Here is a 25,470-nt window from a genome sequence, read left to right as displayed (position 1 = left end):
AAACCCCTTTTAAACTAATGTTGGAAAATTCTAGAAAAATCGTTAAAGGTGACTGCCACCATTAAAACAACCAATAAGCCGACACCGATCAACGTAATAACTGCTTCTTTTTCTTGAGAAATAGGCTTACCCCGAATACCTTCGATGATATTCAGCAATAACTTACCCCCATCTAGAGCCGGAATCGGGATCAAGTTGATGATGCCCAAATTGACGGATAATAATCCCAAGAAAGAAATAATCGTCGTAATCCCTTGACTCGTGGCTTCAGAGGTCATGGTATAAATACCCACTGGCCCAGCTAATTGATTCAAGGAGAAGTGTCCAGAAATCATGTAGCCTAACGTTTGTATGATCTGCATGGTCACCGACCAAAACCGAGTAAAGCCATAACTCAACTTACCGGTCAAACTTTGATCCATACTGGCGGTGATGCCTAATTGCCCATAAGCTTGGCCACCAGACATCACTTTTCTGGGTTTGACTTTCATGGTTTGCGTCTTACCTTTTTGCGCAATTCGCAGGGTAACCGTCTTATTAGGATACTTGAAAATCTCATCACGAACACTTTCAAAATTAGGTGTCTTTTTCCCATTAACCGCTAAAATTTTATCCCCGGTTTTTAAACCAGCCTGGGCGGCAGGTGAATCAGCCTGGATTGCACCCATGGTGTTAGTGTTTGTTGGCACCCCACCTTGAATAAAGGCCAAAACAATGAATACTAAAATGGCAAAGATAAAGTTATTCATCGGCCCAGCAAAATTGGTCAGCATGCGCTTAGGTAAACTTGCCGATTGAAACTGCACGTCGATTGGCGCAATCTGAACTTCAGTCCCGTCTTTTTCGATCACAGTCGCATCATGGGCCACATCGAAGCGTTTAAGCTCAGATTCATCCCCGTTTTCATAGCCTTCAATATATAACTCACGTTCTAAATCAGTTTTATCAATTTGAAAGGGAATGCCGTCGGTGGAAATAACCTTGTCACTGGTATTGATTTTGGTCACAATACCTTGCGCATTTAAAATCAACGTGGCCATGGTCCCGGCTTCAATTTCAGCTTCATCATCAGCGGCCCCAGCCATACGCACATACCCACCTAAAGGTAACCAGCGAATAGTATAGGTCGTCCCATTCTTGCGAGTGGCATAAAGCTTTGGCCCCATGCCAATGGAAAATTCCCGAACTAAAATACCGGATTTTTTGGCAAAATAATAATGCCCATATTCGTGAACTAATACTAACAATCCAAAAACAATGATGAACACAATGATTGTTTTCAAATGGATTAAACCTCCATAACTAGCTTAGAGTGGCTGCACTTAAAAGAATCCAAAGAAATGTAATAATGGTAAGACAACCAGTAAACTATCAAATCGATCTAAGATGCCGCCATGCCCTGGTAAAATCTTACCAGAGTCTTTGACACCGTAGTAACGTTTATAAGCGGACTCTATCAAATCGCCAAATTGTCCAAAAATCGAGAAAATCAATGCGATCAATAACATCACTTTAATACTGTAAAGTTGTGGGAAGAACTGCAGGTAAATCAAAGCCACAACCATTGCCAATAACGTGCCCCCAATTGAACCTTCCCAGGTTTTATTAGGTGAAATAGCAGGCCAAAGTTTATGTTTACCAAATTGCCGGCCAAAAATATAAGCACCGGAATCTGTGGACCAAACAATAAGTAGAAATAAAAATAACGTATCTAATCCTGCGTCATTACGCACGCTGGCTAAGGCATGGAAACCATATCCCACATAAAGCGTGGCTAAGGTGTTCACACTGATCTCATCAAAATTGGTACGGTTTTTAGACATTACCGTATAAACCAGCAGTAAAATTGTCAATAAGAAAAAAATATCATTTTGAGTGACGGTACTAGGCAGCCAATTCAAAAAACGTTTTGGAAAAACTAAGACCACGACCGCCGCAGCCGAAATGACGAAATCTGGAGAAACAATAATTCTTTTTTGCATAATATAAAATTCAGATAAGCCAATCACCGCTAATACTGCAGCGGCAATTTCTAGCCAGATGCCACCGGCTATCAGCAGGGGGATAAAAATGGCTAAAGCCACGACTGCTGTGATTACACGTTGTCGCAAAGATTCTCAACTCCTATTTATCAGTTAATCCGCCATAACGGCGTTGGCGCTGTTGAAATTCAGCGATGGCCCGGTCTAGCGAATCCGTAGAAAAATCAGGCCAGAATTCATCTGTAAAAACCATTTCACTATAGGCCAACTGCCAAAGTAAGAAATTTGACAGCCGCTCTTCGCCACTGGTTCGAATGAGTAAATCAGGATCTTGATAGTCACCTAAACTAGCTGTCATCAAATATTGAGAAATCAAGGTTTCGTCAATGACATCAGTGGTTAATTTGCCCTGGGCCACATCTTGGGCAATAGCTTTGGTAGCCGCCGCAATTTCTCGACGGCTACCATAATTTAACGCAAAATTTAAAATCAACCCATCATTTGCCTTCGTTTGTTCTTCAGCATCCCGGACGGCCTTTAAAGTATAAGGGGGTAATTCATCCGTGAAGCCAATCACTTTGACCCGAACATTTTCTTGAATCAACTGCGGCATAAATTTACCAAAAAAATTGGTAGGTAAGTGCATTAAATAGTCCACCTCTTCAGTGGGCCGTTTCCAGTTTTCGGTGGAAAAAGCATAAAGGCTTAAAACTTTAACCCCTAATTTACTGGCATAACTGGTAATAGTTTGAACATTGTCCATCCCAGCCTTATGGCCAGCCACACGAGGCAATAACCGTTTTTTCGCCCAGCGCCCATTACCATCCATAATAATCGCGATATGGTTGGGCACTATTTTATTGTGATTACTTTTTGGGCTCTTTTTTGATAACATACTAAACCCCCGCAAAATCGACTTCTAATAAATAAAGAATGGTTTAAACGCTAGGTTTACAACCATTCAATATCAAAAAATATGGTTTTATCCTTCAGTGATTTCTTCTTCCTTGGCAGCAGCAAGGTCATTGACCCCTTGAACGGCATCATCAGTAATCTTTTGTGCATCTTTTTCTAAGGCATGCATTTCGTCTTCAGAAATATCACCATTTTTTTCTTGTTTCTTCAAACTTTCCATGGCTTCACGACGGATGTTGCGGATCGCGATTCGAGCGTTCTCTGCTTCTTTACCAACTTCTTTGGCAATTTCCTTACGGCGCTCCCCAGTTAATTGCGGGATAACTAAACGAACGACATTGCCATCATTAGCAGGTGTAAGGCCCAAATCAGAGGCTAATAACGCTTTTTCAATGTTATCCAAAGCTGTTTTATCATAAGGTGTGATTTGCAATACACGTGGTTCAGGAATGGAAATAGCAGCCATTTGATTTAAGGGTGTCTGTGCACCATAATAATCTACTTCAATTCGATTTAGCAGACTAGCGTTCGCCCGCCCTGCTCGAATATTACCTAAATCTCGTTGTAACGATTCTTGTGTTTTTTGCATATTGGTCTTTGCCAGATCTAATGCACTATTTTGTGCCATTACCTTTTCCTCCTTGAATTGTTGTGCCGATATTTTCACCTTCGACAACACGTTTAATATTACCCGGTTCATTAATATTGAAAACCACCAGTGGCATATCCGTATCCATAGAAAGTGAGCTAGCGGTGGAGTCCATGACACCAAGATTTTTATTGATCAAATCCAGTTGCGTTAATTCGTCAAATTTTTTAGCGTTAGGATCTTTTTTAGGGTCTGCAGAATAAACCCCATCCACATTGTTCTTGGCCATTAAAATGACATCTGCGTCAATTTCTGCAGCTCTTAGGGCGGCAGTGGTATCCGTTGAGAAGTAAGGATTCCCAGTCCCACCGGCAAAAATAACAACTCGACCCTTTTCTAGGTGACGAATGGCTTTGCGCCGGATATAAGGCTCAGCAATTTGACGCATTTCAATAGATGTTTGTACCCGGGTTGGAACGTCTAAGTGTTCTAAACTATCTTGTAATGCGAGGGCGTTCATGACAGTGGCTAACATACCCATGTAATCCGCCTGGGAGCGTTCCATGCCAAGTTCAGCACCGGTTTCACCGCGCCAGATATTGCCGCCGCCACAGACGATGGCAACTTGCACACCTAATTCGGTCACTTGTTTTAACTGTTCAGCAAGTTGAGAAATAATTGGGGGTTTAATCCCAAATCCGTCTGAACCAGCCAATGCTTCGCCACTAACTTTGAGCACAATACGATTATACTTGATCTTTGCCATGTTATACCTCCGCTAATTTGCTAACCTATATTCTATCATAAATACAACAAAATTATGAGTTTTATCCTAAAACTGTTGCAAAGTAGACCTAAAAAAAGACTGGGTCAGCAAATTTGTGATCCAGTCTCAGGTTTAAATTAATCTTTAATTTGGCTCATTACTTCGTCTACAAAGTTATCTTCTTTCTTTTCGATACCTTCGCCGACTTCATAACGTGTAAAGGAAACAAGTTTGCCACCTTTACTAGCAACAAATTTTTCGACAGTTTGATCAGGATCTTTAACGAATTCTTGATCAGCTAAACTGATTTCAGAGAAGAACTTATTTAAACGACCTTCAACAATCTTAGGAATGATTTTTTCAGGTTTGCCTTCATTTTTTGTTTCTTCAGTTAAGACAGTCTTTTCATGTTCGACAACATCACTAGGCACAGCTGCACGATTCAAATACTTCGGATTAATGGCAGCGACGTGCATTGCCACATCTTTAGCAGTAGCTTCATCAGCACCTTCAAGGACAGACAAGACTGCAATTTGACCGCCATTATGCAAGTAACGGCCGAATACTTGGCTGTCAGATTTTTCAACAACCTTGAAACGCCGGAAACTGATTTTCTCACCAATAACAGCTGTCAGATTCGTAACTTCGCTTTGGATTGTGCCATCACCCAAAGGTAATTTCAAAGCAGCGTCCATATCTTTTGGTTCTTTTTCAGCAACAACTGCCGCAATCTTTTCAACAAGTGACGTAAAATCACTGTTAGAAGCCACGAAATCTGTTTCAGAGTTTACTTCAATAATTGATGCCTTATTGCCATCAATCGCGATTTCAGCTAAGCCTTCAGCTGCTACCCGATCACTCTTTTTAGCGGCTTTAGCAACACCTTTTTCACGTAATTGATCAATAGCTTGTTGCATATCACCATCAGTTGCAACTAAAGCTTTCTTTGCATCCATCATCCCGACACCGGTTTTTTCACGCAATTCTTTAACTTGCGCTGCGCTAATTTTTGCCATTATTTGGCCTCCTTAGAATTGTGGTTTACTTTGAAAATGCTGCCTAGCAGCTAAAGCTAACAGACAGCATTGATAGATTGTTATAATTGATATTACTTGGCAGGTTTGTTGTCGCCTTCAACAGCTTCAACAATTTCTTCCATTGAGTCAGCAGGTGTTGCATTATCTGTAGCAGCTGCTTGTTCAGCATCATTGTTGCCTTCGTCTTCACCTTGACGGCCTTCAACAATTGCATCAGCCATCTTAGAAGTGATTAAGCGAACGGCCCGGATAGCATCATCGTTTGAAGGAATGATAACATCGATATCGTCAGGATCAGTATTTGTATCAACCATGGCAACGATAGGAATATTTAATTTTTGAGCTTCTTTAACGGCAATTCTTTCTTTTCTTGGATCTACGATAAAGATAACGTCAGGAATACCAGGCATATCTTCAATACCGCCTAAGAATTTCTCTAATTTTTCACGTTCTTTGTTTAACAAAGCAACTTCTTTTTTAGGTAAACGTTCAAAAGTGCCATCTTCAGCCATTGCTTTGATGTCTTTCAAATGTTTGATCCGAGTTTGGATGGTGTTCCAGTTTGTCAAAGTCCCACCTAACCAACGATGGTTCACATAATATTGGCCAGCCCGGGTTGCTTCTTCAGCAATAGAATCTTGGGCTTGTTTTTTAGTCCCAACAAATAGGAAAGTTGCCCCATGAGCTGCTTCATCTTTAACGAAGTTGTAAGCATCATCGATCATTTTAACGGTCTTTTGCAAATCAATGATGTAAATCCCATTACGTTCTGTGAAGATATATTTCTTCATCTTAGGGTTCCAACGCCGTGTTTGGTGACCGAAATGGACACCTGCTTCAAGTAATTGTTTCATTGTCAATACTGCCATAAATCTTTACCTCCAAATGGTTTTTCCGCCACACGCTTCACATCAAATGACAACCTCAAGCAAATAAGGCACCGGTCATTGATCGGCGTATGTGTGAAATAATTTTTACATACCAGAGTATTATAAAGGATACTGGCGTTGGGCGCAAGTTTTTTAAAAATCAATTTGATGGGCTTTTAAAAATTTTTCCTTTTTGGATCGTGTCAATTTTTTGAAGCTGGCCTCAGCTTTAAGGGCTTGGGACTTGGTTTGAAAAGTTTCGTAGTATAATAAACGCACTGGTCGTCTTGCTTTAGTATACTTGGCGCCTTTACCAGCATTGTGGGTCGCAACTCTTTTTTGAACATCTGTCGTAAAACCACCATAAAAAGAGCCATCGGCACATTCCAAAACATAGGCATAATAAGATTTAACTTTCTTTGTTTGAGCCATAAAGTAATGCTTGCACCTCGGAACTATATTGACCATGATTATAGGCAAATAATGGTTTTAAAATTTTAACACCATTCGGCCGACCATTTTTTAAAGCTTCTACCAATACCATATTGGCATCTTTATCATCATCTGCCTTGGGATAAATAAAACGTATCCGCTTGGGCGCGAAGTGATAAGTCTTGAACAGTTGAAACAACTCATCCAACCGATCTGGTCTAAAAACTAAGGCTAATTTACCGTTAGTTTTGAGTACTTGGCTGCTGACTTGGATCACATCTTCGATGGTAATTTTCAATTCATGACGGGCAATAGCCAAATGGGGATTGGGATTTTGGCGACTCAGTTCTTGAACCCGGAAATAGGGTGGATTACAAGTGATGTAGTCCACCGAATCATGCGCCAATTGCTGGGTCAAATTTTGGACTGGTTGATTTTCAACCGTCAACTGAGCTTCTAAGTGATTTAGGGCCACCGAGCGCTGAGCCATGTCGGCCAGTTCCGGTTGAATCTCCACTAAGTGAATTTGGGCTTTTGTCTTTGCAGAGACAAACAATCCCACGGCGCCGTTCCCAGCACAAAAATCATAAATTTGGCCATATTTAGGAACATTGGCAAAATCTGCCAATAAAACCGCGTCCAAAGAAAATGAAAATACTTGGGGTGACTGAATGATTTTGATATTTTGGCTATAGAGCTGATCGATTCGTTCCGTTTTGTTTAACATGCCTGATATATCCTTTCAATTTTGCAACACAAAACATATAATAAAAACATTAACTCATATTTTGCGAGGTGAACTATGCTTTATTCTATTTTCTATCACATTATTCATTTTTTGCTGTTTCTACTGAATGGCAATATTATATATGAAAATAAGGAAAAATTACCAGCGTCGGGCTATATTTTAGTTGCTCCCCACCGAACCTGGTGGGAACCAGTTTTGTTTGCGGTCGGTGCTTGGCCTAAAAAGTTTGGCTTTATGGCCAAAAAAGAGCTCTTTAAAAATCCGATTTTAAATTATATTCTCCGCCATGCTAATGCTTTTCCGGTTGACCGGGTAAACCCTGGGCCCTCGGTGATCAAAACACCGGTGCGCCAGTTGAAACATGACAATCTTTCCTTGATCATGTTTCCAACTGGGACAAGGTATTCCAGTGAAATGAAGTCCGGTGCAGAAGTGATCGCCAAATTGGCGGGTGTGCCACTGATTCCTTTAGTTTATCAAGGCCCTTTAACTTTTAAAGGCGTCTTGCAGCGCCAAAAGATAACTATCCGCTTTGGAGAACCTATAACCGTTGATCGGAAAATGAAATTAAACCATGAAACTACTCAATTCGTGAATACACAACTCACAGCGGCTTGGCAAAAATTAGACAATGAAATTAACCCTAACTTTGTCTACGTTCCAGATACCAAAAAAGCCTTAGCTGAAAAAGCCAAGGGCGAACTCTAAGCAGCTTCATTCGCTAAAAAAATCGTTAAGACCAAATTGCGGTCCTAACGATTTTTTTTATTTTTTCTTATTCATTGCTTGTTTTTGCTGTTGTTTCATCGCAATCATCATCTGATTCAAGCGTTTTTGTGAGGGTTTTTGGCCCATTTGTGTCATCATTGTCCGCATCATGTCTTCATTAATTGGCGGATTATCCGTCAAATATTTCTTCATGTATTGGCGGGCAATAAAAAAGCCACCAATCACGCCGACGATCAAACCGATGACGACACCAATTGTTATTGCTAAACCTGTACTCATTTATCTGCCTCCGTTAGTTAAATGTTCACGTTTAATCATACACAACTCTAACCGTTTTGAAAACATAAAAAAGTTAATCGTCACGTAATCCTTTTTTTCTTTGAATATTTTGAACTTTTTTTGGAGTAACTTCCTTGCCATTTTTATCAAAAACACGTAACATCTCTATTTGGGAACGGAAACCATTTTTAAAGTCTGCCAGGTACGCTTGGCGTAATTTATCTTGTTCCAGTTTTTCTGCTTCTGTTAAACCTTGTTCTTTTTTCTTACGGGCTAATTCATTAATCCGTTTGATACGTTCTTGTGACTCTAAGTCTTTTTTTTCAGACATACAAATCTTCCTTTCTAATATCGAACGTTTGTTTTGAACTGAAATTTGTTGTATGGTACACTCAAACTATACAGAAATAAGAGGTGAAAATATGCCAAAGAAAACTGAAAACTCCAAACAATTGGAAATTCTACGTTTCATTTTTGAACAAGTTAATATCCATGGTTATCCGCCAACTGTTCGTGAAATTGGTGAGGCCGTTGATCTTTCTTCAACGTCAACGGTTCACGGCCATCTGCAACGGTTGCAAAAGAAGGGCTATATTCAAAAAGATCCCACCAAACCCCGGGCGATTGAATTAACTGCTGCTGGCTTGGATGCCATCGGTCAACCACCTCGTAAAATTCCGCTATTGGGGGTGGTAACTGCTGGTGTACCTATTTTAGCAGTTGAAAATGCCACAGAGTATTTTCCAATCCCACCTAATATTACTGATGCTAGAGATGTCTTTATGTTGACTATCCACGGGGATAGTATGATCAATGCTGGTATTTTGAATAATGACAAAGTTATTGTTCGCAAACAAACCTATGCAGATAATGGTGACATTGTTATTGCCATGACTGACGATGACGAAGCCACCTGCAAACGTTTCTTCCGCGAGCAAAATCAGTATCGCTTACAGCCTGAAAACGATGCTTATGCCCCAATTATTTTAGATAGTGTTACCATTTTAGGCAAAGTAATCAGTTTATACCGTGATACCGTCTAAGCTAACTTTAAGAACTATTAAAAAAGCTGCAAGTAGCCCACTGGGGTAACTTGCAGTTTTTTTATTAACGACGTGCTTCTTTAATTCTAGCTGCTTTACCACGTAATGCACGTAAGTAATAAAGTTTCGCACGGCGTACACGGCCATGACGTGTAACTTCAATTTCAGCGACACGCGGCGTATGCAATGGGAATGTTCTCTCAACACCAACACCACTACTGATCTTACGAACAGTATAAGTTGCTTGGATACCAGTCCCGCGACGTTTGATTACAACGCCTTCAAATAACTGGATACGTTCACGCGTGCCTTCGACAACTCGTACGTGAACACGAACGGAATCCCCAGGACGAAAATCTGGGATATCTGTCCGTAATTGGCCTTTAGTTAATTCTTGAATCAATGGATTCATTTTAAGCTCTCCTTTATAACAAACATTCGTAAGTCAAGTACCCCCAGCGGAATGTTGTTGATAGTGATCATACATCACAAGTTAAAATACTAGCATAGAAATCTATGCGTGTAAAGATTTTTTCTTAACAGGGGACATTGTTTTTAATGGCTCGTACCATTTTCTGGGCTTCTTCGGGCAAATCTAGATTTTGCAATAACTCAGGGCGTTGTTCATAGGTCCGCTTTAAGGACTGATATAACCGCCACTGACGAATTTTTTCGTGGTTGCCACTCAATAATACCTGGGGGACGACTTTGTTGTCATACACCTCAGGACGAGTGTATTGCGGGTATTCCAATAATCCTTTGGAAAATGAATCTGAACCAGCTGAAGCCGTATTGCCTAACACCCCAGGTATTAACCGAGAAATTGCGTCTATCATCACCATGGCGCCTAACTCACCGCCGGTCACCACAAAATCCCCAATTGAAACCACATCTGTTGCCAAATCATAAATACGATGATCATAGCCTTCATAATGACCACAAATAAAAGCTAGCTCTTGTTCTTGGGCCATAGACTGTGCCATTTTTTGATCAAATCTTTGTCCGGCAGGATCTAAGATAATGACCCGTCTTTTGGGGTTATCACCCAAAGTCGCCATGGCCCGATAAATGGGCTGGGGCATTAATAACATCCCCGCACCGCCACCATAAGGCGTGTCATCGACTTGTTGATGTTTATTGATTGCAAAATCTCTAAAATTAATCAAGTTTATCTCTAAAATAGCTTTTTCCTGAGCTTTACCTAAAAGCGATGTATTCAATGGCGTGAACATCTCAGGAAATAACGTCAGCACACTAATTTTCACGAATCAAACCCTCCGGAAGTTCAACAAGCGCTGTCCCTGCTTGAATATCAATCTTTTTAAAAATAGCCTTTAAAAACGGGATCAAGATCTCCCCATATTTCGGGGAATCAACTACCCAAACATCGTTTGGCCCCAGTGCCAAAATCTCTTTGACTGGCCCATATACCTCCGTCGTGGTGGCATCAATAATATTTAAGCCAATAATATCATGATAGTAATATTCATCGTCATTTAATTCATCTGCTGCCCGGTCGTCATTGGCAACCAATAGATCGGCCCCTTTATACAACTCCACAGCATTGATATCTGAAAAGGCGTCAAACTTAACGATCCAGAGGTTTTTCTGCTTGCGGACTGAGACGATCTGCACCGGTATTTTCTCAGTTTTGGCATCAATATATAACTTGGCGCCGATGGCAAAGCGCCGGTCACTAAAATCTGTTTCAGCCATGACGCGAACTTCACCTTTGATGCCTTGTGTATTGACAATCTTACCGACTTTATAATATTTTTGCTCCGTCATCTCTATCTCCAATCCCACTGATCTAAATTAGTATAAGAAAATAGAGGCCTGACAAACTGTCCAGCCTCTACATACAGATAAGATATTGCCACAATAGTTGCCTATTGTTCAAAAATTTAACGAATACTATTAATTAATATTCAATCGAACGCGTTTACCGTAGTCTGTTTTAGCCGCATAGACAATGTTGCGAATTGCTTGCACAACACGTCCTTGACGACCAATAATACGACCAACGTCTTCTGGATCAAGGCTTAAATCAAACTCCATAAATTTATCTGATTCATGTTGCTTTAACTTAAACTTCTCCGGATAACTGCACATCGGCTTCACAATGACTTCGATCAATTTTGTAATATCTACCATAATTTAATTATTTCTTAGCAAAACGTGCTTCATGATATTTCTTCATAATACCTTGAGAAGAAAGTAAATTATGAACAGTATCTGAAGGTTGAGCACCTTTTTGCAACCAATCTAAGATTACGTCTTCATCCAGTTTTAATTGAACTGGTTCAGAAATTGGGTTATAGAAACCAACTTCTTGAATAAAACGACCATCACGTGGTGCGCGAGAATCAGCAACTACGATACGGTAGAAAGGTTTACGTTTAGAACCCATACGTTTCATGCGAATTTTTACAGCCAAATATGACACCTCCAAATATTTTATCAACGCAAATAAATATACCAGTATTCATCCCACATGTAAAGAGTTTTTTCTTTACAGTTTAAGATTTAAACCGTTTTGCATTTTTTAAGCGCTTTTTCTTACGTTTCTTTTGCTTACGGGCCATGGAGTGCATGGCCATTTTGCCCAGGCGCCCCTGGACACCATTACCCAGCATTTGCTCCATGCCACTCATATTGCCCTTGCTCATTTGCTGCATCATTTTTTTAGAAGTATCAAATTGCTTGATCACCCGATTAACTTCTTGAACCGGCCGACCAGACCCGCCGGCTAGCCGCCGTTTACGACTGGCATTTAATAAATCCGGATTTTCCCGCTCCTGGGGGGTCATGGAATAAACAATCGCTTTAATATGATCCAAGTCTTTTGGCTGGATGTTCATATTTTTCATAGCCGGATTATTAGCCATCCCTGGAATCATTTTCATGATTTCATCAATAGGTCCCATGTTTTGAATCTGATCCATTTGATCCAAAAAGTCATTAAAATCAAAACTATTCTCTTTGATTTTATCGGCCATTTCTTGCGCTTGCTTTTCGTCATAGTCCGTTTGGGCCTTTTCGATCAGAGATAACATATCCCCCATCCCCAAGATCCGATTAGCCATTCGATCAGGATAAAAGACATCTAGTTGATCGAGTTTTTCACCTTGCCCGGTAAACTTGATCGGCTTGCCAGTTACTTCGCGAATAGACAAAGCTGCCCCACCACGAGTATCCCCATCTAACTTGGTCAAGACGACCCCGGTGATATTCAAGCGTTTATTAAAACCTTCAGCAACTTCTGTGGCTGCTTGACCAGTCATGGCATCAACAGTCAGTAAAATTTCCGTGGGATGAACTTCATTTTCAATATTAGCAAGTTCGGTCATTAATTTATCATCAATTTGCAAGCGACCAGCAGTATCAATAATGACGTAGTCATTTTTTTGCAAATCAGCTTGGACCATCCCTTGTTTCACAATATCCACAGGATCATGATCCGTACCCATATCAAAAACTGGCACGTCCAATTGTTGCCCAATCGTTTTTAATTGATCCACGGCGGCTGGCCGATAAACATCGGCAGCAATCATTAATGGCCGCGCTTTTTGCGTCTTCATTAAATAATTGGCTAACTTACCTGCCGTCGTGGTTTTACCAGCACCTTGCAACCCCACCATCATGATAATGGTGGGAATATGCGGCGCTTTATTCAAGGGTGCTGCAGCTTCCCCCATGGTCTTCGTCAATTCATCATTCACGATTTTAATTACTTGTTGGGCCGGTGATAAACTATCCAATACCTCCGCACCAACTGCGCGATCACGAACTTTTTTCACAAAATCTTTAACAACGGTAAAATTGACATCGGCTTCTAAAAGGGCTAAACGAACTTCACGCATCATTTCGCGCACGTCTGCTTCAGAAACTTTCCCCTTCTTACGTAGCTTACCGATGGCATTTTGAAGGCGTTCAGAGAGACTTTCAAAAGCCAAATTTATCATTCCTTTTTAATCATCTAATGTATGTTCTAAATGCGTTACTAGGTCTCTTAATACTGTATCATCTGGATAAGTTTTTGCAATATATTTTTCTAACTGATCAATCGTGGTGCTTTGCTGTTGATAGTGTTCATAGAGTTTAAGTTTGCTCTCGTAATCACTCAAGATTTGCTCGGTGCGATGGATGTTGTCGTAAACGGCTTGCCGACTCACCGAAAACGTTTCAGCAATTTCCCCCAAAGAATAATCATCACGATAGTAAAACTGAATGTAATCATTTTGTTTTTTGGTTAATAAAGAGCCATAAAAATCAAACAATTCATTAACTCGATTATTTTTCTCAAGTTCCAAACCATTCACCTACTTTTCTGGGTCGTGGGTATCCGTCGGTGTGGTTTGCGCATTATCTTCAGTGGCTTTTACAGCATCCGAATCTTCAGATTGTGCTGCTTTCGTGGGCGCGATTAAGCCCTTGAATAAACCATAGACAAATTCATCAGGTTTAAAGTCTTGTAAGTCATCCATTTGCTCACCCAAACCTACTAGTTTCACAGGAATATGCAATTCATTACGAATAGCTAAGACGATTCCACCTTTGGCGGTGCCATCTAACTTGGTTAAAACAATCCCAGAAACTTGCGTGGTTTCATTAAATTGTTTGGCCTGAGACAGGGCATTTTGACCGGTAGTCGCATCTAGCACTAATAACACTTCTTGGGGCGCATTGGGGAGTTCTTTTTGAATGACCCGCTTGATTTTCTCAAGTTCTTTCATCAAATTCACTTTATTTTGAAGACGACCAGCCGTATCCACCAGTAAAACGTCCGCTTGCTGCGCAATTGTTGCCTCAACCGCATCATAAACCACTGATGCCGGATCACTACCAGCCGCACTGGCAATGACTGGCACTTGATCACGTTTGCCCCATTCTTGCAACTGTTCGATGGCCCCGGCTCTAAATGTATCTGCAGCTGCTAAAAGAACTTTTTTACCTTGGCTTTGCAGGCGATGGGCCAATTTACCCACCGTGGTAGTTTTGCCAGCACCATTCACACCAACAAATAAAAAGACCGTAGGGCCTTCTTCGGCATAGTGCAAGGTATTATCTTCTTTTTCGCCAGCTTCACCATAAATATCCACTAACTTTTGAACAATCACTTGGGATACTTCGTCGGTCCGTTTTACATTTTTAAGTTTAACTTCTTCACGTAAGGCATCACTGATCTTTAAAGCTGTTTCATAGCCCACATCAGATTCAATCAGCATTTCTTCTAAATCATCAAAGAAAGCTTCATCAACAGTGCGAAAATTGGCAAATAAGGCATTGATTTTCTCTCCAAAAGTTTGCCGGGATTTTTTTAAACCGGCGTCATATTTCTCAGTGGTTTCTTGTTGGGCTTCTGGCACTTTTTCTTCAGCTTTGTTGCCAGTAAAAGCCTGTTTGATTTTATCAAATAATCCCATACTGATGCTCCTTTTCTAAGATTCGGTGCTAGCTGCTTGTTCGGTTAAAGTAACTGAGACGATTTTTGACACCCCAGACTCCTCCATTGTAACACCGTACAGGCGATTTGCCCGCATCATGGTCCCCTTCCGGTGCGTGATAACAATAAATTGTGTATCAGCATCATAAGCTCGCATAAAGTCGGCATAACGATCTACATTGGTATCATCCAAGGACGCCTCAACTTCATCTAAAATACAAAATGGCACTGGTCGGACTTTAATAATCGCAAAAAGTAATGTTATCGCCGTCAAGGCCCGTTCGCCACCAGACAGTAAGCTCAAGCGTTGCAATTTTTTGCCTGGGGGTGAAGCTTTAATTTCAACCCCCGTCGTTAACATGTCCGCTGGATCAGTCAAATCCAAGCGGGCGTGACCACCGCCAAACATTTGTGGAAAAACTGTCGTAAAAGCCTTAGAAACATCATTGAATGTTTTTTCAAAACGGGCGCTAACTTCTTGATCCAATTCATGAATCGTAGCCATGAGCGTTGTTTGAGCTGTCAGGAGATCATCTCTTTGTTGGGTCAAAAAGTCATAACGTGACTTTGTGGTTTGATAATCATCAATGGCATTCAAATTAACTGGTCCAATTTCATCTAATCCGCGTTTTAATAACTTCAACCGCTGATTCATCGCAGCTTTGTCCTGACCATTCAATTGTCCAACTTTAGCTTTTAAAGCTTCATAACTCTCGTGATAATTGGCTTCTAGATCATTAAGATGTTCGCCAATCTGCCGAGTCAACAGTTTAACCGTTTGTTCCGTCGTAGCCTGCTCAGTTCGAGTCGCCTCAACTAGTTCAATCTGACGGGTAAGTTCATTTTGATCCCGCTCAATTTGCGTTTTTTGAACCCGCCGCTGTTCTTGCAGCTGGGTGATTGTCGCCGTAGTTTTCTTTAACGCATCTTGGCTTGATTTAATAGCCGCCTTTAAGGCCGTCTTCGAAGTCACTTGTTGCGAACTTTGGGCTTTGATCGTGGTTATTTTTTCAGTCAAAGTTCGTAATTGTTGCGTCACAACTTGCTGTCGCTGCTGATTAGCTGTAACTTGTTGTTCCTTGGCCTTGACTTGTTCTTTAAGGCCAGAGGCTTGAATCAAAGCTTGATTTAACTTGGCGGTGACTTCAGCTTGCTGACTATCATAATCAGCTAATGAAGCCTTAAACTGGTCAACTTCAGTTTGGGTTTGTTGCATCGTCGCATTAAGTTGCGCCTTTTCCTGCTGATTTTGAGTTAAATCCTGAGCCAAATCTGCTTGCTGTTGCTTAGAATTATCTAAATTATAAGCCAACGTTTTTAATTCTCGACTGATGTAATCAGCTTCAGTCTTTAACTGAGTCAATTTTTCCGCCTCACTGGAAGTTGTTGTCGATTGATCATTACGCTGAGTTTGTAAGTGTGTTTGTTGACCCAAAAGTGTTGCAACGGTAGTCTGTTGCGCCTTAAGTTGTGCCTGCTTTGCTGTTAGGGCTTGGTCCATGGCGGTGATTTGTGCTTGGGCTTGTTGAATTTCTTGTTTTTGCTGTAATAAATTATTGCTGTGTTGAACTGCTGCGCCCCCAGACATCGCACCACTGGTACTGATAACATCGCCCTTTAACGTCACAATACGATAACGATGTGCAATAGCTTGCGCTAAGGCGATACCATGGTCAATCGTATCCACCACTAATAACGTCCCGAGCAAATGTTGTACGACAGGTTGAAACTTGTCTTCAAAATGGACAAGTTCACTGGCCACCCCTAAAAAACCAGCCATGTGAGCTAGTTGTGCCCGGGTCGTGGCGGCAACATTAAATTGGCGGATCCGATTTAATGGCAAAAAAGTTGCCCGACCTTGATGCTGTTGGCGCAATAGCTGGATACCTTGTTTAGCTGCCTGCTCATCGCCCACCACAATATTTTGTAATTGGGCCCCCAAGGTTGTTTCGATGCTAATTTGATAGCGCTGAGGCACTTCAATTAGTTCCGCCACTGCGCCATAGACATGAGGTAATTGCCCACGATGTTTTAAAATATACTTGGGGCCTTGGTAAAATCCCGTAAATTCTTTTTGAAGTGCTTTTAAACTAGCCAATTTTGTCTGCGCTTGTTGATATATTTGCGTGGCATTTAATAAGTCTGAGCGCTGGTGCTGATACGTTGTTTGCGCTGCTTGGACTTTGGCTTGGATTTCGGCCAGTTTTTGAACGACACTTTCCTGGGCATGGGCTTTGGTAGCCATGGCTTGCGTTAATTGGGTAATTTGTTCGCTCAACGCTGCATGTTGCTGCTGTTTTTCAATTTGCTGGGTTTGGATTCGTTGTATTTGCGTATCCAAAATGCTTTGTTGTTTAGTCAGCATCACGATACTATTGCGAATTTGCGCATTGCGTTGCAATAAGTCAACATAAGTATCATTTCTAGCTTGAATCTGTTTGGTGATATCATCTTTGGAATGTCCTGCTAACTGCTGTAAATTTGCAATATCATCGTGCAACTGTTGTTGTTGATTTAACAATGCTTGGGCTTTGGTTTGTAACACCGCCCCAGTGTGTTGTAAAGTTTGCAATTCAGTCCGCAATTGTTGGACGCTTTTTTCATGTTCTGCCAGTTGATCACTGGACTGATCGGTTTGCTGGGTAAACACCAGTAACTGCCCTTTTTGGGCTTCTAAATCTTTGGTCGTGGTCAATAAGATTTGTTGTTTTTCATCTAAAGTTTGATCCACTTCCCCCTGAGTTACTTTCAAGGTCGTAAGGGCTTTGGTTAAGCGATCCCGATTCATTGTCAACTGTTGCAAGGTTTGTTTAAGCTCATGCAACTTTAACTGCGCAGTTTGTTTATCTTGATTTTTGTCGTCAATATTTAAGACCAACCAGCTTTTATGAAGCTGGTCGTAAGCCTTTTTTTGTTCTAAATATTCCTTGGCCAAACTGCTTTGTTCATGCAATGGTTCCAAACGACCTTCAATTTCCGTCACAATATCGGCTACCCGATCAAGGTTGTCGCTGGTATGTTGTAACTTTTGCAACGCTGTATCTTTTTGGACTTTGTATTGATGGACACCGGCAGTTTCTTCAATGATCGAACGCCGATCTTCGGCACGGCTATTGAAAATTGCCTCAACTTTGCCTTGCGAAATGATTGAAAAAGATTCTTTACCAATTCCTGAATCCATAAAAAGGCTAGCAATATCCTTAAGCCGACAAGCTTTTTTATTAATATAAAATTCACTTTCGCCATCCCGAAATATCTTCCGGGTAATTTCCAAAGTATCGGCATCATTTTTCAACGCCCGGCCCCGGTTATCAAAAATTAAGGTGACCTCGGCTAAATTTAAAGGCGGTCGCAATTGCGTACCTGCAAAAATGACGTCTGGCATGCGTTCGCCGCGAAGGCCTTTGGCGGATTGCTCCCCCATGGCCCACCGGACAGCTTCCGTGATATTACTTTTGCCGCTGCCATTAGGACCGACAATACCAGTGACACCTGGCGCAAAATTCAACGTCGTCGGATCTGCAAATGATTTGAAACCGACAATTTTTAAAGAAGATAGTGGCATGCTTTAACGCTCCAATTAATCAGTTACTGACTTGATTTTCATTAATTTTATCTAAGGCAAGCTTTGCTGCTGCTTGTTCTGCCCGTTTTTTACTGGCACCTTGGCCCTCACCTAAAATCTCTCCGTCCGCAGAGACGTTCACATGAAATACGCGTTGGTGGGCCGGCCCGTCTTCTGACAAAGTATGATAGGCAATCTGCACATCGCCATTAACTTGTAGCCGTTCTTGCAAAGCCGTTTTATAGTCAGTGAAGTTATTAAATGCACCCACATCAATTTTAGGGAAAATAATTTGTTGAATAAACTTAACAACCGCATCCTTCCCCTGATCTAAATAAAGCGCACCATTAAAGGCTTCAAATAGATCTTCGAGCAGGGTATCGCGATTTCTGGCACCCATTTGTTCTTCGCCTTTACCCAAACGCACATATTTATCAAAATGCGCTTCTCGGGAAAAGCTGCTGAACCCCTTGGTGCAGACGATCGAAGCTCGCATCCGCGTCAACTTACCTTCTGGCAGATCTGGAAACTGCTTATACAAATGTTCAGATACGGTTAGTTCCAATACAGCGTCCCCTAAAAATTCCAAACGTTCATTATCCTTGATATTTAATTCCCGATGCTCATTCATATAAGAAGAGTGGGTAAAAGCTTCGTCTAAAAGACTGAGATTTTTAAATTCGATACCATAGTTCAAACGTAATTCATTTGCCAAATCTTGAATCATCATATTGTGTCCTTTCAATTTTTAATGCCAATGGGTTACTTGTTTACTTTAAATTGCCGCACTACGTTTGATTTTTTCTTGCATCTATAAGCTACATACAATAAAAAAGCAAATTAGCACGAATACCATTTTACCAGAGTTTGTTGGTTTACGCATTGTTTGTATATTGCTAGAAAAGGCCAATACAAGCCACAGCTCGTATTGACCCTTTGTTTAGTTTAAACTAGCCCACCGCCTACCTAGGTGAGTCGGGACTACTCCTTGGTAATCATGTGTTCTTTGATATAGTTCACGGCATCGCCAACAGTTTGAATTTTTTCAGCATCCTCATCGGGAATCTCAGCGCCAAAGGTATCTTCCAATTCAATGACAAATTCAACAATATCAATTGAATCCGCTTCTAGATCGTTTTTAAAATTTAAATCATTCGTGATCTTAGTTTTATCTAAATCAAATCGATCCTCCAAAATTGCTGCTACTTTATCAAAAATCTCTTGTTCAGTCATTTTAAGCCTCCAACTTTTGATGCAAAAAATAGTCTAGCTGTTTTTTATAAACTTGTCTAGCGTATTTTTGCCTTTATTTTGAATCTGTTTTACTACTTGAAAAATAAGTGATTACTTTTGCCACAGTTTTTTTAGCGACCATTTCATGAATTTGCTTCATCGCATAGTACACCGAACGCTCATCGGAGGCACCATGCGCTTTGACAACCGGCGCCTTGACACCAATTAAGACTGCCCCGCCGTAACGTGCTGTATCAAATTTTGCTTGGACCTTTTTAAAGGCATTTTTAGATAGACCAGCCCCAATTTTAACCTTTAAACCTGATTCCAGCAAATTGTGCTTTAATATATGCATCATGGCACTGGCTGTTCCTTCGATAGTCTTCAAAACGGCATTGCCTGTAAACCCATCGGTCACGACAACATCCGCAGGCCCATTTAAAATATTAGTAGCTTCCACATTGCCAATAAAATTAATGGCTTTATCAGCCTTTAGGAGTTGATAGGCTTCTTTATGAATATCATCGCCCTTATCATATTCGGTTCCATTATTTAACAAACCAATTCTTGGATTTTTAATTCCCCGTACATCTTCGGCATAAAAGCCGCCCATGCGGCCATATTGATACAAATATTCTGCCTTACTACTGGCATTCGCCCCGGCATCCAATAGATTAAAGCCATCATCAGTATTAATCGTGGGTAATGTTGGCATCAAGCCTGGCCGGGCGATTTGCTTAATGCGCCCCACAATGAAAATGCCGCTGGCTAAGACTGCCCCAGTATTGCCACAAGAGAAAAAGGCATCTGCTGTGCCATCTTTAACCGCTTGAGCCGCCAAAACCATTGACGCCTGTTTCTTGCGGCGAATAGATTTGACCGGTTCATCTTCACCAGTGATCACTTCAGTGGTGTGGTGAATCTCAATTCGTGTATTATCGGTCAGTAACGGTTTGATTTGAGCTTCATCCCCAAACACTAAAAACGTCGTATCATCAAATTCATCTCGAGCGCGTTGTACCCCAGCAATAATTGCTTGTGGCGCATTATCACCGCCCATTGCATCAATAGCAATTTTCATGCGTAAACTCCCTGTCTTTTTATGATTAATCTAATTGTTCAATTGCCCCAAAATGGCGCAAATATGTTTTCAATCCTTGATGATCCGGTAAATCCAAATCCGGATCCGTACTAAAAATTTGCTGTGCTTCAATTTGCGCTGCCTGTAAGACGTTAAAGTCAGCCACAGGATCACCTACTTTAAAATCAGGCAAGCCTGATTGTTTGGCACCAAAAACATCCCCAGGTCCCCGTAGCTCTAAATCCTTCTCAGAAAGTTCAAAGCCGTCATTAGTGGCTACCATAGCGGTCATGCGTTGGACAGCAATATCGTTTTTCGGATCAGCGATCAATATGCAATAAGCCTGTTTAACACCCCGGCCCACCCGGCCCCGCAGCTGATGTAATTGCGACAACCCAAAGCGATCGGCATCATAGATGATCATTACTGTGGCGTTGGGTACATCGACCCCAACTTCCACAACGGTCGTTGAAACCAAAATTTGAATCTCATCTTGACTAAAAGCTGTCATGATGGCATTTTTATCGGCATTATTCATTTGACCATGTAACAAGGCCACTTTGTACTTGGGTTCAAATGCGGTGACGTAGGTTTCGTATAGCGCTTGGGCATTTTTCAAATCCATGGTTTCAGACTCTTCGATTAAAGGTGAAATCACAAAGGCCTGATTCTTATGCGCTAATTGACCGGCTAAAAATGTTTGAACTTGTTCAGATTGCTTATTTTTCACCCAGGACGTTTTCACCGGCAAGCGGCCCTGGGGCATTTCCCGAATAGATGAAACATCCATTTCACCATAGGTCGTAATCGCTAGTGTTCTGGGGATGGGAGTAGCAGTCATCATTAAAACATCCGGCGCAATGCCTTTTTCGCGTAACTTTTTGCGTTGATCAACGCCAAAACGGTGTTGTTCATCAATGACCACAAAACCCAGGTTTTTAAAATTCACAGTATCTTGTATCAAAGCGTGGGTCCCAATCAAAACATTAATTTTGCCAGTCCGCAATGCCTCAAGAATCTGCGTGCGGGCTTTAGTTGGCGTTGACCCAGTCAATAAAGCTGTTTTCACATCCATTGTGGCAAATAAAGCACTCAGTTTTTCAAAGTGTTGTGTGGCCAATATTTCTGTGGGGACCATCAAAGCAGTCTGATAACCCGCCGTAATCGCAGAGAACATGGCAATTGCAGCTACTACTGTCTTACCACTGCCCACATCCCCTTGCAATAAGCGATTCATTTGATGCGGCGATTTCATGTCTTTGGCAATTTCATTAACCGCTTGTTTTTGACCATGGGTTAATTCAAAAGGTAATTTTGAAATGAATTCTTGAACTGCCGGCAATTGATAATGTAATGCTACCCCATTGCCAACACTGCGCTCGATACCCCGTAGGCGTTGGATCTTACATTCAAATAAGAAAAATTCACGGAAAATCGCACTCCGCCTAGCTGCCTTGGCTTCAGCGTTATCCTTGGGAAAATGCATTTGTCCAACAATTTGTTGCTCATTCAATAAACGATAGTGCGCCCGAATTGAAGCTGGGACACTTTCCGGGATAAGTGTTTTATATTTGTCAAAGGCTTCTTTGATCAATTTGATCAATACCCCTTGATGAATGCCTTTATTGACCGAATAAATCGCATCCATACCGTGGTCGTCACCTTGAGCAGTGAAAATTTTCATCCCCGTCATACTTTGTCGGCGCTGATCCCATTTGCCAAAAATAGCAATTTCTTGATCAGGAACAAATCGATCTTTTAACCAGGGTTGATTAAAGAAAGTGACGATGACAACCTGTTGCTGCACTAATAAACGCACAACAAGACGGTTACGGTTAGGTCCAAAGCGCGTCAAAATGGGTGTAGCAACCACAATCCCTTTTAATGTCACTTTTTCTTGATCACTGATTTCATTGAGGTCTTTAACTTTTAAATCTTCATAGCGAAAGGGAAAATGATAAAGTAAGTCATGGATTGTGGCAATCCCTAATTCTTTAAGTGCCTGAATGCGCTTAGGTCCCACGCCAGTTAACAGTGTCACTGAATCAGATAAGTCAGCCATAAACTCACCTCCAGTCACAACTAAATTACGAATTTCTTGCCTGAAATATTTGGACACTATGTAGGCACAAGAGGTTGGGCAAAACTGTGTGTTTTGCAACCAACCTCTCGTTAAAATCATATTGAAATTATTCTACTGAAATCAAATAAGGATAAACCGGCTGATCGCCCTCATGAATTTCAAATTCCAATTCACTGTGTTTAGCGCCAACTTGCTGTGTCAAGGTCTTCGCTTCTTGGGTCGAACCGCCAGCACCAACGATCACCGTCACAATTTCACTATCCGGTTGAATCATGGCTTCCAATGTATCATTAGCCGTCTTCAAACGATTAGGATTGCTGACTTTGATTTCCCCATCCACTAAGCCAATAAAATCATCTTTTTTAATTTGAATATCATTGAGTTCAGTATCCCGGGTAGCCGTTGTGATTTGGCCACTGATGACCGTGGCCAAAGCATCGGTCATTTCTGCTTGATTACTGGCCAAATCCGCACTTGGATCAAAAGATAGCATAGCCGTCATACCTTGTGAAATGGTCTTTGACGGCACAACTGCCACCGGAATATCACTCACATCGGCAGCTTGATTGGCTGATAAGAAAATATTTTTATTGTTAGGTAATAAAATAACCCGTTTAGCATTGACCTTGGCAATAGCATCTAAAATATCCTGCGTACTTGGGTTCATCGTTTGCCCACCACTTAGAATATAGGTCACGCCTAAACTCTTAAATAGCTGACTCAAACCGTCCCCAGAAGCAATGGCAATAATGCCATAATCAATTTGTTCTTGTTTCTTATTGGCCGCTTGGGCTTGGCTAACGACATTTTCGTTTTGAACCCGCATGTTGTCAATTTTAATTTTATGCATGGCCCCAAATTGATGCCCATAAGCAAATACATCAGCAGGATGTTCCGTATGCACGTGGACCTTGACGATTTCCTCATCGGCCACCACTAATAAACTATTGCCTAAACCATCCAAATAACTGCGAAAAGCATCATAATCAAACGACTGTTGATCGGCTTGTTTCTTGGTGAGATCAATGGTCATTTCTGTACAATAACCAAATTTAATATCTGCCGTTGAAATCTCACCTTGGACCGCCCGATGATGGACCGCATTGATCATCTCATCCATTTCTTCTTCATCCGGAGTATAGATATCCTTAGAAGCTAATTCACCAATCAGACCTTCTAAAAAGCCCTCGTAGATAAATACTAGGCCTTGACCACCAGAGTCCACTACACCGACTTCTTTTAAAACCGGCAATAAATCAGGTGTTTTGGCCAATGCTTTTTTACTGCCTGTGATGACTGCCCGTAAAACCGCCACACAGTCATCCGAAGAGTTAGCGGCAGTATTGCCCGCCTTGGCCCCTTCTCTGGCAACGGTCAAAATAGTGCCCTCAACAGGTTTCATGACTGCTTTGTAAGCTGTCTCAACCCCAGCCATGAATGCATCTGCTAAAACCCGCGCAGACAGCGTCGTTTGGCTCTCAATTTTTTTAGTAAAGCCTCTAAAAATCTGCGACGTAATAACGCCAGAATTTCCCCGAGCGCCCATTAACAAGCCCTTGGCTAGGGATTTCCCCAAGACGCCAACGGCATCGCTAGGGTTTTCATTAACCGCTTTAGCGCCACTAGCAAATGTCAGACTCATATTCGTCCCCGTATCGCCATCCGGAACGGGAAAAACATTTAAAGAATTTACAAATTCACTATTTTTTTTAATACGGTGGGAAGCAACGCGGATCATATCCTTAAATTTGTCCCCATTGATTTCATTAACTTTCAAGGAAAGTTCCTCCTGTGTCAATATATTGCTAGCATTATTAGTCTAAATCTTCAGTTACTTTAACACCCTGCACAAAAATATTCACTGACTTTGCTTTAATGCCGAGCATACTTTGTAGATTATACTTTACTTTATCTTGAACATTGCGGCCAACCTCAGATAATTTGACACCATAACTGATGATAATATATATATTCACCACGATTTGATCGTCTTGCTGACGCACCACAACACCGCGGCTGAAATTTTCACGTTTTAAAATGTCGTTTACATTATCTCGGATTTGATTTTTGCTGGCCATCCCCACAATGCCATAGATATCTGTGGCTGCACCACCCACAACTGTTGCAATCACTTCGTTAGAAATATCGATGTCGCCATATCGGGTTTTTATTTTCACAGCCATAAAATATCCTCCTAAAAGATCATAGTTCAAAATTCATACTAACAACGATTTTAGCATAAGCACCGGGCTATTAAAAGAAAATAAATTCCATTTGGAAGTGTGTCAAGTAAAAATACTTGTAAGAAAAATCTTGCAATGAAGCCTTTAATATGATAACGTAGTTTGGTAAATAATTGATACCTAAATAATCTTACGAAGGAGGTTTTTGTGTTGGCTAAGGATTTTGTAACTGGTCGTAAGACTCATTTTGGTAATAAACGTTCTCACGCTTTGAACTCCAGCCGTCGGACTTGGAAACCAAATTTACAAAAAGTTCGCATTTTAGTAAATGGTAAACCTAAAAAAGTCTGGGTTTCTGCTCGGGCTTTAAAATCTGGTAAAGTAACTCGGGTTTAATCCGAATTCATGAAAAAAGATCGACGATATCGTCGATCTTTCAGATTGAAGACAAAGTAATCTTTTTAGAAGACTTTGTCTTTTTTATTTCGTT

The 25,470-nt window shown here is 41.1% G+C and carries 28 protein-coding genes and 1 pseudogene; 3 read left to right on the top strand and 26 right to left on the bottom strand.

Features of this window, described 5'->3' with window-relative positions; translation table 11 throughout:
• Positions 1-14: 14 nt before the first annotated feature.
• The 9 genes from rseP to FC83_RS00105 all read right to left on the bottom strand — a co-directional run bounded on the left by rseP (position 15) and on the right by FC83_RS00105 (position 7,317).
• Positions 15-1,283 (bottom strand): RIP metalloprotease RseP, encoded by a 1,269-nt coding sequence (rseP, locus tag FC83_RS00145; RefSeq protein WP_035454988.1) that lies wholly within the window; start codon positions 1,281-1,283, stop codon positions 15-17.
• 39 nt (positions 1,284-1,322) lie between these two features.
• Positions 1,323-2,111 (bottom strand): phosphatidate cytidylyltransferase, encoded by a 789-nt coding sequence (locus tag FC83_RS00140; RefSeq protein ID WP_035454991.1) that lies wholly within the window; start codon positions 2,109-2,111, stop codon positions 1,323-1,325.
• Positions 2,112-2,124: 13 nt separating this feature from the next.
• The gene (locus FC83_RS00135; protein ID WP_057002232.1) at positions 2,125-2,877 is read right to left on the bottom strand and encodes an isoprenyl transferase; all 753 of its coding nucleotides are present in this window, start codon (positions 2,875-2,877) and stop codon (positions 2,125-2,127) included.
• A gap of 87 nt (positions 2,878-2,964) precedes the next feature.
• The gene (frr, locus tag FC83_RS00130) at positions 2,965-3,525 is read right to left on the bottom strand and encodes a ribosome recycling factor (RefSeq protein ID WP_035454996.1); all 561 of its coding nucleotides are present in this window, start codon (positions 3,523-3,525) and stop codon (positions 2,965-2,967) included.
• Positions 3,512-4,252, bottom strand: a complete 741-nt coding sequence (gene pyrH, locus FC83_RS00125; protein ID WP_035454999.1) for a UMP kinase — start codon at positions 4,250-4,252, stop codon at positions 3,512-3,514. Before pyrH ends, frr begins: the two co-directional genes overlap by 14 nt.
• Positions 4,253-4,389: 137 nt before the next feature.
• Positions 4,390-5,268: a translation elongation factor Ts gene (tsf, locus tag FC83_RS00120; RefSeq protein WP_035455002.1), complete on the bottom strand. Its 879-nt coding sequence runs from the start codon at positions 5,266-5,268 to the stop codon at positions 4,390-4,392.
• Between the two features lie 92 nt (positions 5,269-5,360).
• Positions 5,361-6,158, bottom strand: a complete 798-nt coding sequence (rpsB, locus tag FC83_RS00115; protein WP_035455005.1) for a 30S ribosomal protein S2 — start codon at positions 6,156-6,158, stop codon at positions 5,361-5,363.
• 153 nt (positions 6,159-6,311) lie between these two features.
• Positions 6,312-6,590, bottom strand: coding sequence for a GIY-YIG nuclease family protein (locus FC83_RS00110; RefSeq protein ID WP_035455007.1), 279 nt, complete (start codon positions 6,588-6,590; stop codon positions 6,312-6,314).
• Complete coding sequence (locus FC83_RS00105) at positions 6,568-7,317, bottom strand: tRNA1(Val) (adenine(37)-N6)-methyltransferase (RefSeq protein ID WP_035455009.1); 750 nt, start codon at positions 7,315-7,317, stop codon at positions 6,568-6,570. Before FC83_RS00105 ends, FC83_RS00110 begins: the two co-directional genes overlap by 23 nt.
• 75 nt (positions 7,318-7,392) lie before the next feature.
• Between FC83_RS00105 and FC83_RS00100 the strand changes: the two genes are divergently transcribed.
• Entirely contained in the window at positions 7,393-8,046 is a 654-nt protein-coding gene (locus FC83_RS00100) for a lysophospholipid acyltransferase family protein (protein ID WP_035455011.1), read from the top strand.
• Between the two features lie 57 nt (positions 8,047-8,103).
• Here FC83_RS00100 and FC83_RS00095 read toward each other — a convergent pair whose 3' ends face one another.
• Both FC83_RS00095 and FC83_RS00090 read right to left on the bottom strand, forming a co-directional pair.
• A complete protein-coding gene (locus FC83_RS00095) occupies positions 8,104-8,346 on the bottom strand; it encodes a YneF family protein (RefSeq protein WP_035455013.1) in 243 nt (80 codons plus the stop codon).
• A gap of 73 nt (positions 8,347-8,419) precedes the next feature.
• Positions 8,420-8,677, bottom strand: a complete 258-nt coding sequence (locus FC83_RS00090; RefSeq protein WP_035455015.1) for a DUF896 domain-containing protein — start codon at positions 8,675-8,677, stop codon at positions 8,420-8,422.
• A 91-nt stretch (positions 8,678-8,768) separates the two neighbouring features.
• On the opposite strand from FC83_RS00090, the gene lexA reads away from it, so the two are divergent.
• Complete coding sequence (gene lexA, locus FC83_RS00085; protein WP_035455017.1) at positions 8,769-9,389, top strand: transcriptional repressor LexA; 621 nt, start codon at positions 8,769-8,771, stop codon at positions 9,387-9,389.
• 64 nt (positions 9,390-9,453) lie between these two features.
• Here lexA and rplS read toward each other — a convergent pair whose 3' ends face one another.
• The 15 genes and pseudogenes from rplS to FC83_RS00010 all read right to left on the bottom strand — a co-directional run bounded on the left by rplS (position 9,454) and on the right by FC83_RS00010 (position 24,980).
• A complete protein-coding gene (gene rplS / locus FC83_RS00080) occupies positions 9,454-9,801 on the bottom strand; it encodes a 50S ribosomal protein L19 (RefSeq protein ID WP_035455019.1) in 348 nt (115 codons plus the stop codon).
• A 124-nt stretch (positions 9,802-9,925) separates the two neighbouring features.
• Positions 9,926-10,654 (bottom strand): tRNA (guanosine(37)-N1)-methyltransferase TrmD, encoded by a 729-nt coding sequence (gene trmD / locus FC83_RS00075; RefSeq protein WP_057002231.1) that lies wholly within the window; start codon positions 10,652-10,654, stop codon positions 9,926-9,928.
• The gene (gene rimM / locus FC83_RS00070) at positions 10,644-11,177 is read right to left on the bottom strand and encodes a ribosome maturation factor RimM (RefSeq protein WP_035455021.1); all 534 of its coding nucleotides are present in this window, start codon (positions 11,175-11,177) and stop codon (positions 10,644-10,646) included. The genes trmD and rimM overlap by 11 nt, the downstream gene beginning before the upstream one ends.
• Positions 11,178-11,306: 129 nt before the next feature.
• Positions 11,307-11,543, bottom strand: a complete 237-nt coding sequence (locus tag FC83_RS00065; protein ID WP_035455023.1) for a KH domain-containing protein — start codon at positions 11,541-11,543, stop codon at positions 11,307-11,309.
• A gap of 7 nt (positions 11,544-11,550) precedes the next feature.
• The gene (gene rpsP, locus FC83_RS00060; RefSeq protein WP_035455025.1) at positions 11,551-11,826 is read right to left on the bottom strand and encodes a 30S ribosomal protein S16; all 276 of its coding nucleotides are present in this window, start codon (positions 11,824-11,826) and stop codon (positions 11,551-11,553) included.
• 82 nt (positions 11,827-11,908) lie between these two features.
• Positions 11,909-13,345 (bottom strand): signal recognition particle protein, encoded by a 1,437-nt coding sequence (ffh, locus tag FC83_RS00055; protein ID WP_057002230.1) that lies wholly within the window; start codon positions 13,343-13,345, stop codon positions 11,909-11,911.
• A gap of 15 nt (positions 13,346-13,360) precedes the next feature.
• Positions 13,361-13,702, bottom strand: a complete 342-nt coding sequence (locus FC83_RS00050) for a putative DNA-binding protein (protein WP_035455027.1) — start codon at positions 13,700-13,702, stop codon at positions 13,361-13,363.
• A 111-nt stretch (positions 13,703-13,813) separates the two neighbouring features.
• A pseudogene (gene ftsY, locus FC83_RS00045) lies at positions 13,814-14,815 on the bottom strand (signal recognition particle-docking protein FtsY); the annotation flags it as partial.
• Positions 14,816-14,830: 15 nt separating this feature from the next.
• Entirely contained in the window at positions 14,831-18,400 is a 3,570-nt protein-coding gene (smc, locus tag FC83_RS00040) for a chromosome segregation protein SMC (RefSeq protein WP_035455029.1), read from the bottom strand.
• A 19-nt stretch (positions 18,401-18,419) separates the two neighbouring features.
• Positions 18,420-19,127 (bottom strand): ribonuclease III, encoded by a 708-nt coding sequence (gene rnc / locus FC83_RS00035; protein WP_152537775.1) that lies wholly within the window; start codon positions 19,125-19,127, stop codon positions 18,420-18,422.
• A 254-nt stretch (positions 19,128-19,381) separates the two neighbouring features.
• Positions 19,382-19,633 (bottom strand): acyl carrier protein, encoded by a 252-nt coding sequence (gene acpP / locus FC83_RS00030; protein WP_057002229.1) that lies wholly within the window; start codon positions 19,631-19,633, stop codon positions 19,382-19,384.
• A 73-nt stretch (positions 19,634-19,706) separates the two neighbouring features.
• Positions 19,707-20,714: a phosphate acyltransferase PlsX gene (gene plsX, locus FC83_RS00025; protein WP_057002228.1), complete on the bottom strand. Its 1,008-nt coding sequence runs from the start codon at positions 20,712-20,714 to the stop codon at positions 19,707-19,709.
• Between the two features lie 25 nt (positions 20,715-20,739).
• Entirely contained in the window at positions 20,740-22,776 is a 2,037-nt protein-coding gene (gene recG / locus FC83_RS00020; RefSeq protein WP_057002227.1) for an ATP-dependent DNA helicase RecG, read from the bottom strand.
• Between the two features lie 127 nt (positions 22,777-22,903).
• Positions 22,904-24,574, bottom strand: coding sequence for a DAK2 domain-containing protein (locus tag FC83_RS00015; RefSeq protein ID WP_057002226.1), 1,671 nt, complete (start codon positions 24,572-24,574; stop codon positions 22,904-22,906).
• 37 nt (positions 24,575-24,611) lie between these two features.
• The gene (locus tag FC83_RS00010) at positions 24,612-24,980 is read right to left on the bottom strand and encodes an Asp23/Gls24 family envelope stress response protein (RefSeq protein WP_035455035.1); all 369 of its coding nucleotides are present in this window, start codon (positions 24,978-24,980) and stop codon (positions 24,612-24,614) included.
• Positions 24,981-25,190: 210 nt separating this feature from the next.
• Between FC83_RS00010 and rpmB the strand changes: the two genes are divergently transcribed.
• On the top strand, positions 25,191-25,376 hold the full coding sequence (rpmB, locus tag FC83_RS00005) for a 50S ribosomal protein L28 (protein WP_035455038.1): 186 nt from the start codon (positions 25,191-25,193) through the stop codon (positions 25,374-25,376).
• The last annotated feature ends 94 nt before the right edge of the window (positions 25,377-25,470 follow it).

Origin of the sequence: Agrilactobacillus composti DSM 18527 = JCM 14202 (assembly GCF_001436375.1) — a bacterium.
GTDB lineage: Bacteria > Bacillota > Bacilli > Lactobacillales > Lactobacillaceae > Agrilactobacillus > Agrilactobacillus composti.
Note: the sequence above shows the minus strand (reverse complement) of the source record. Positions and strands in the feature narration are given on the sequence as shown.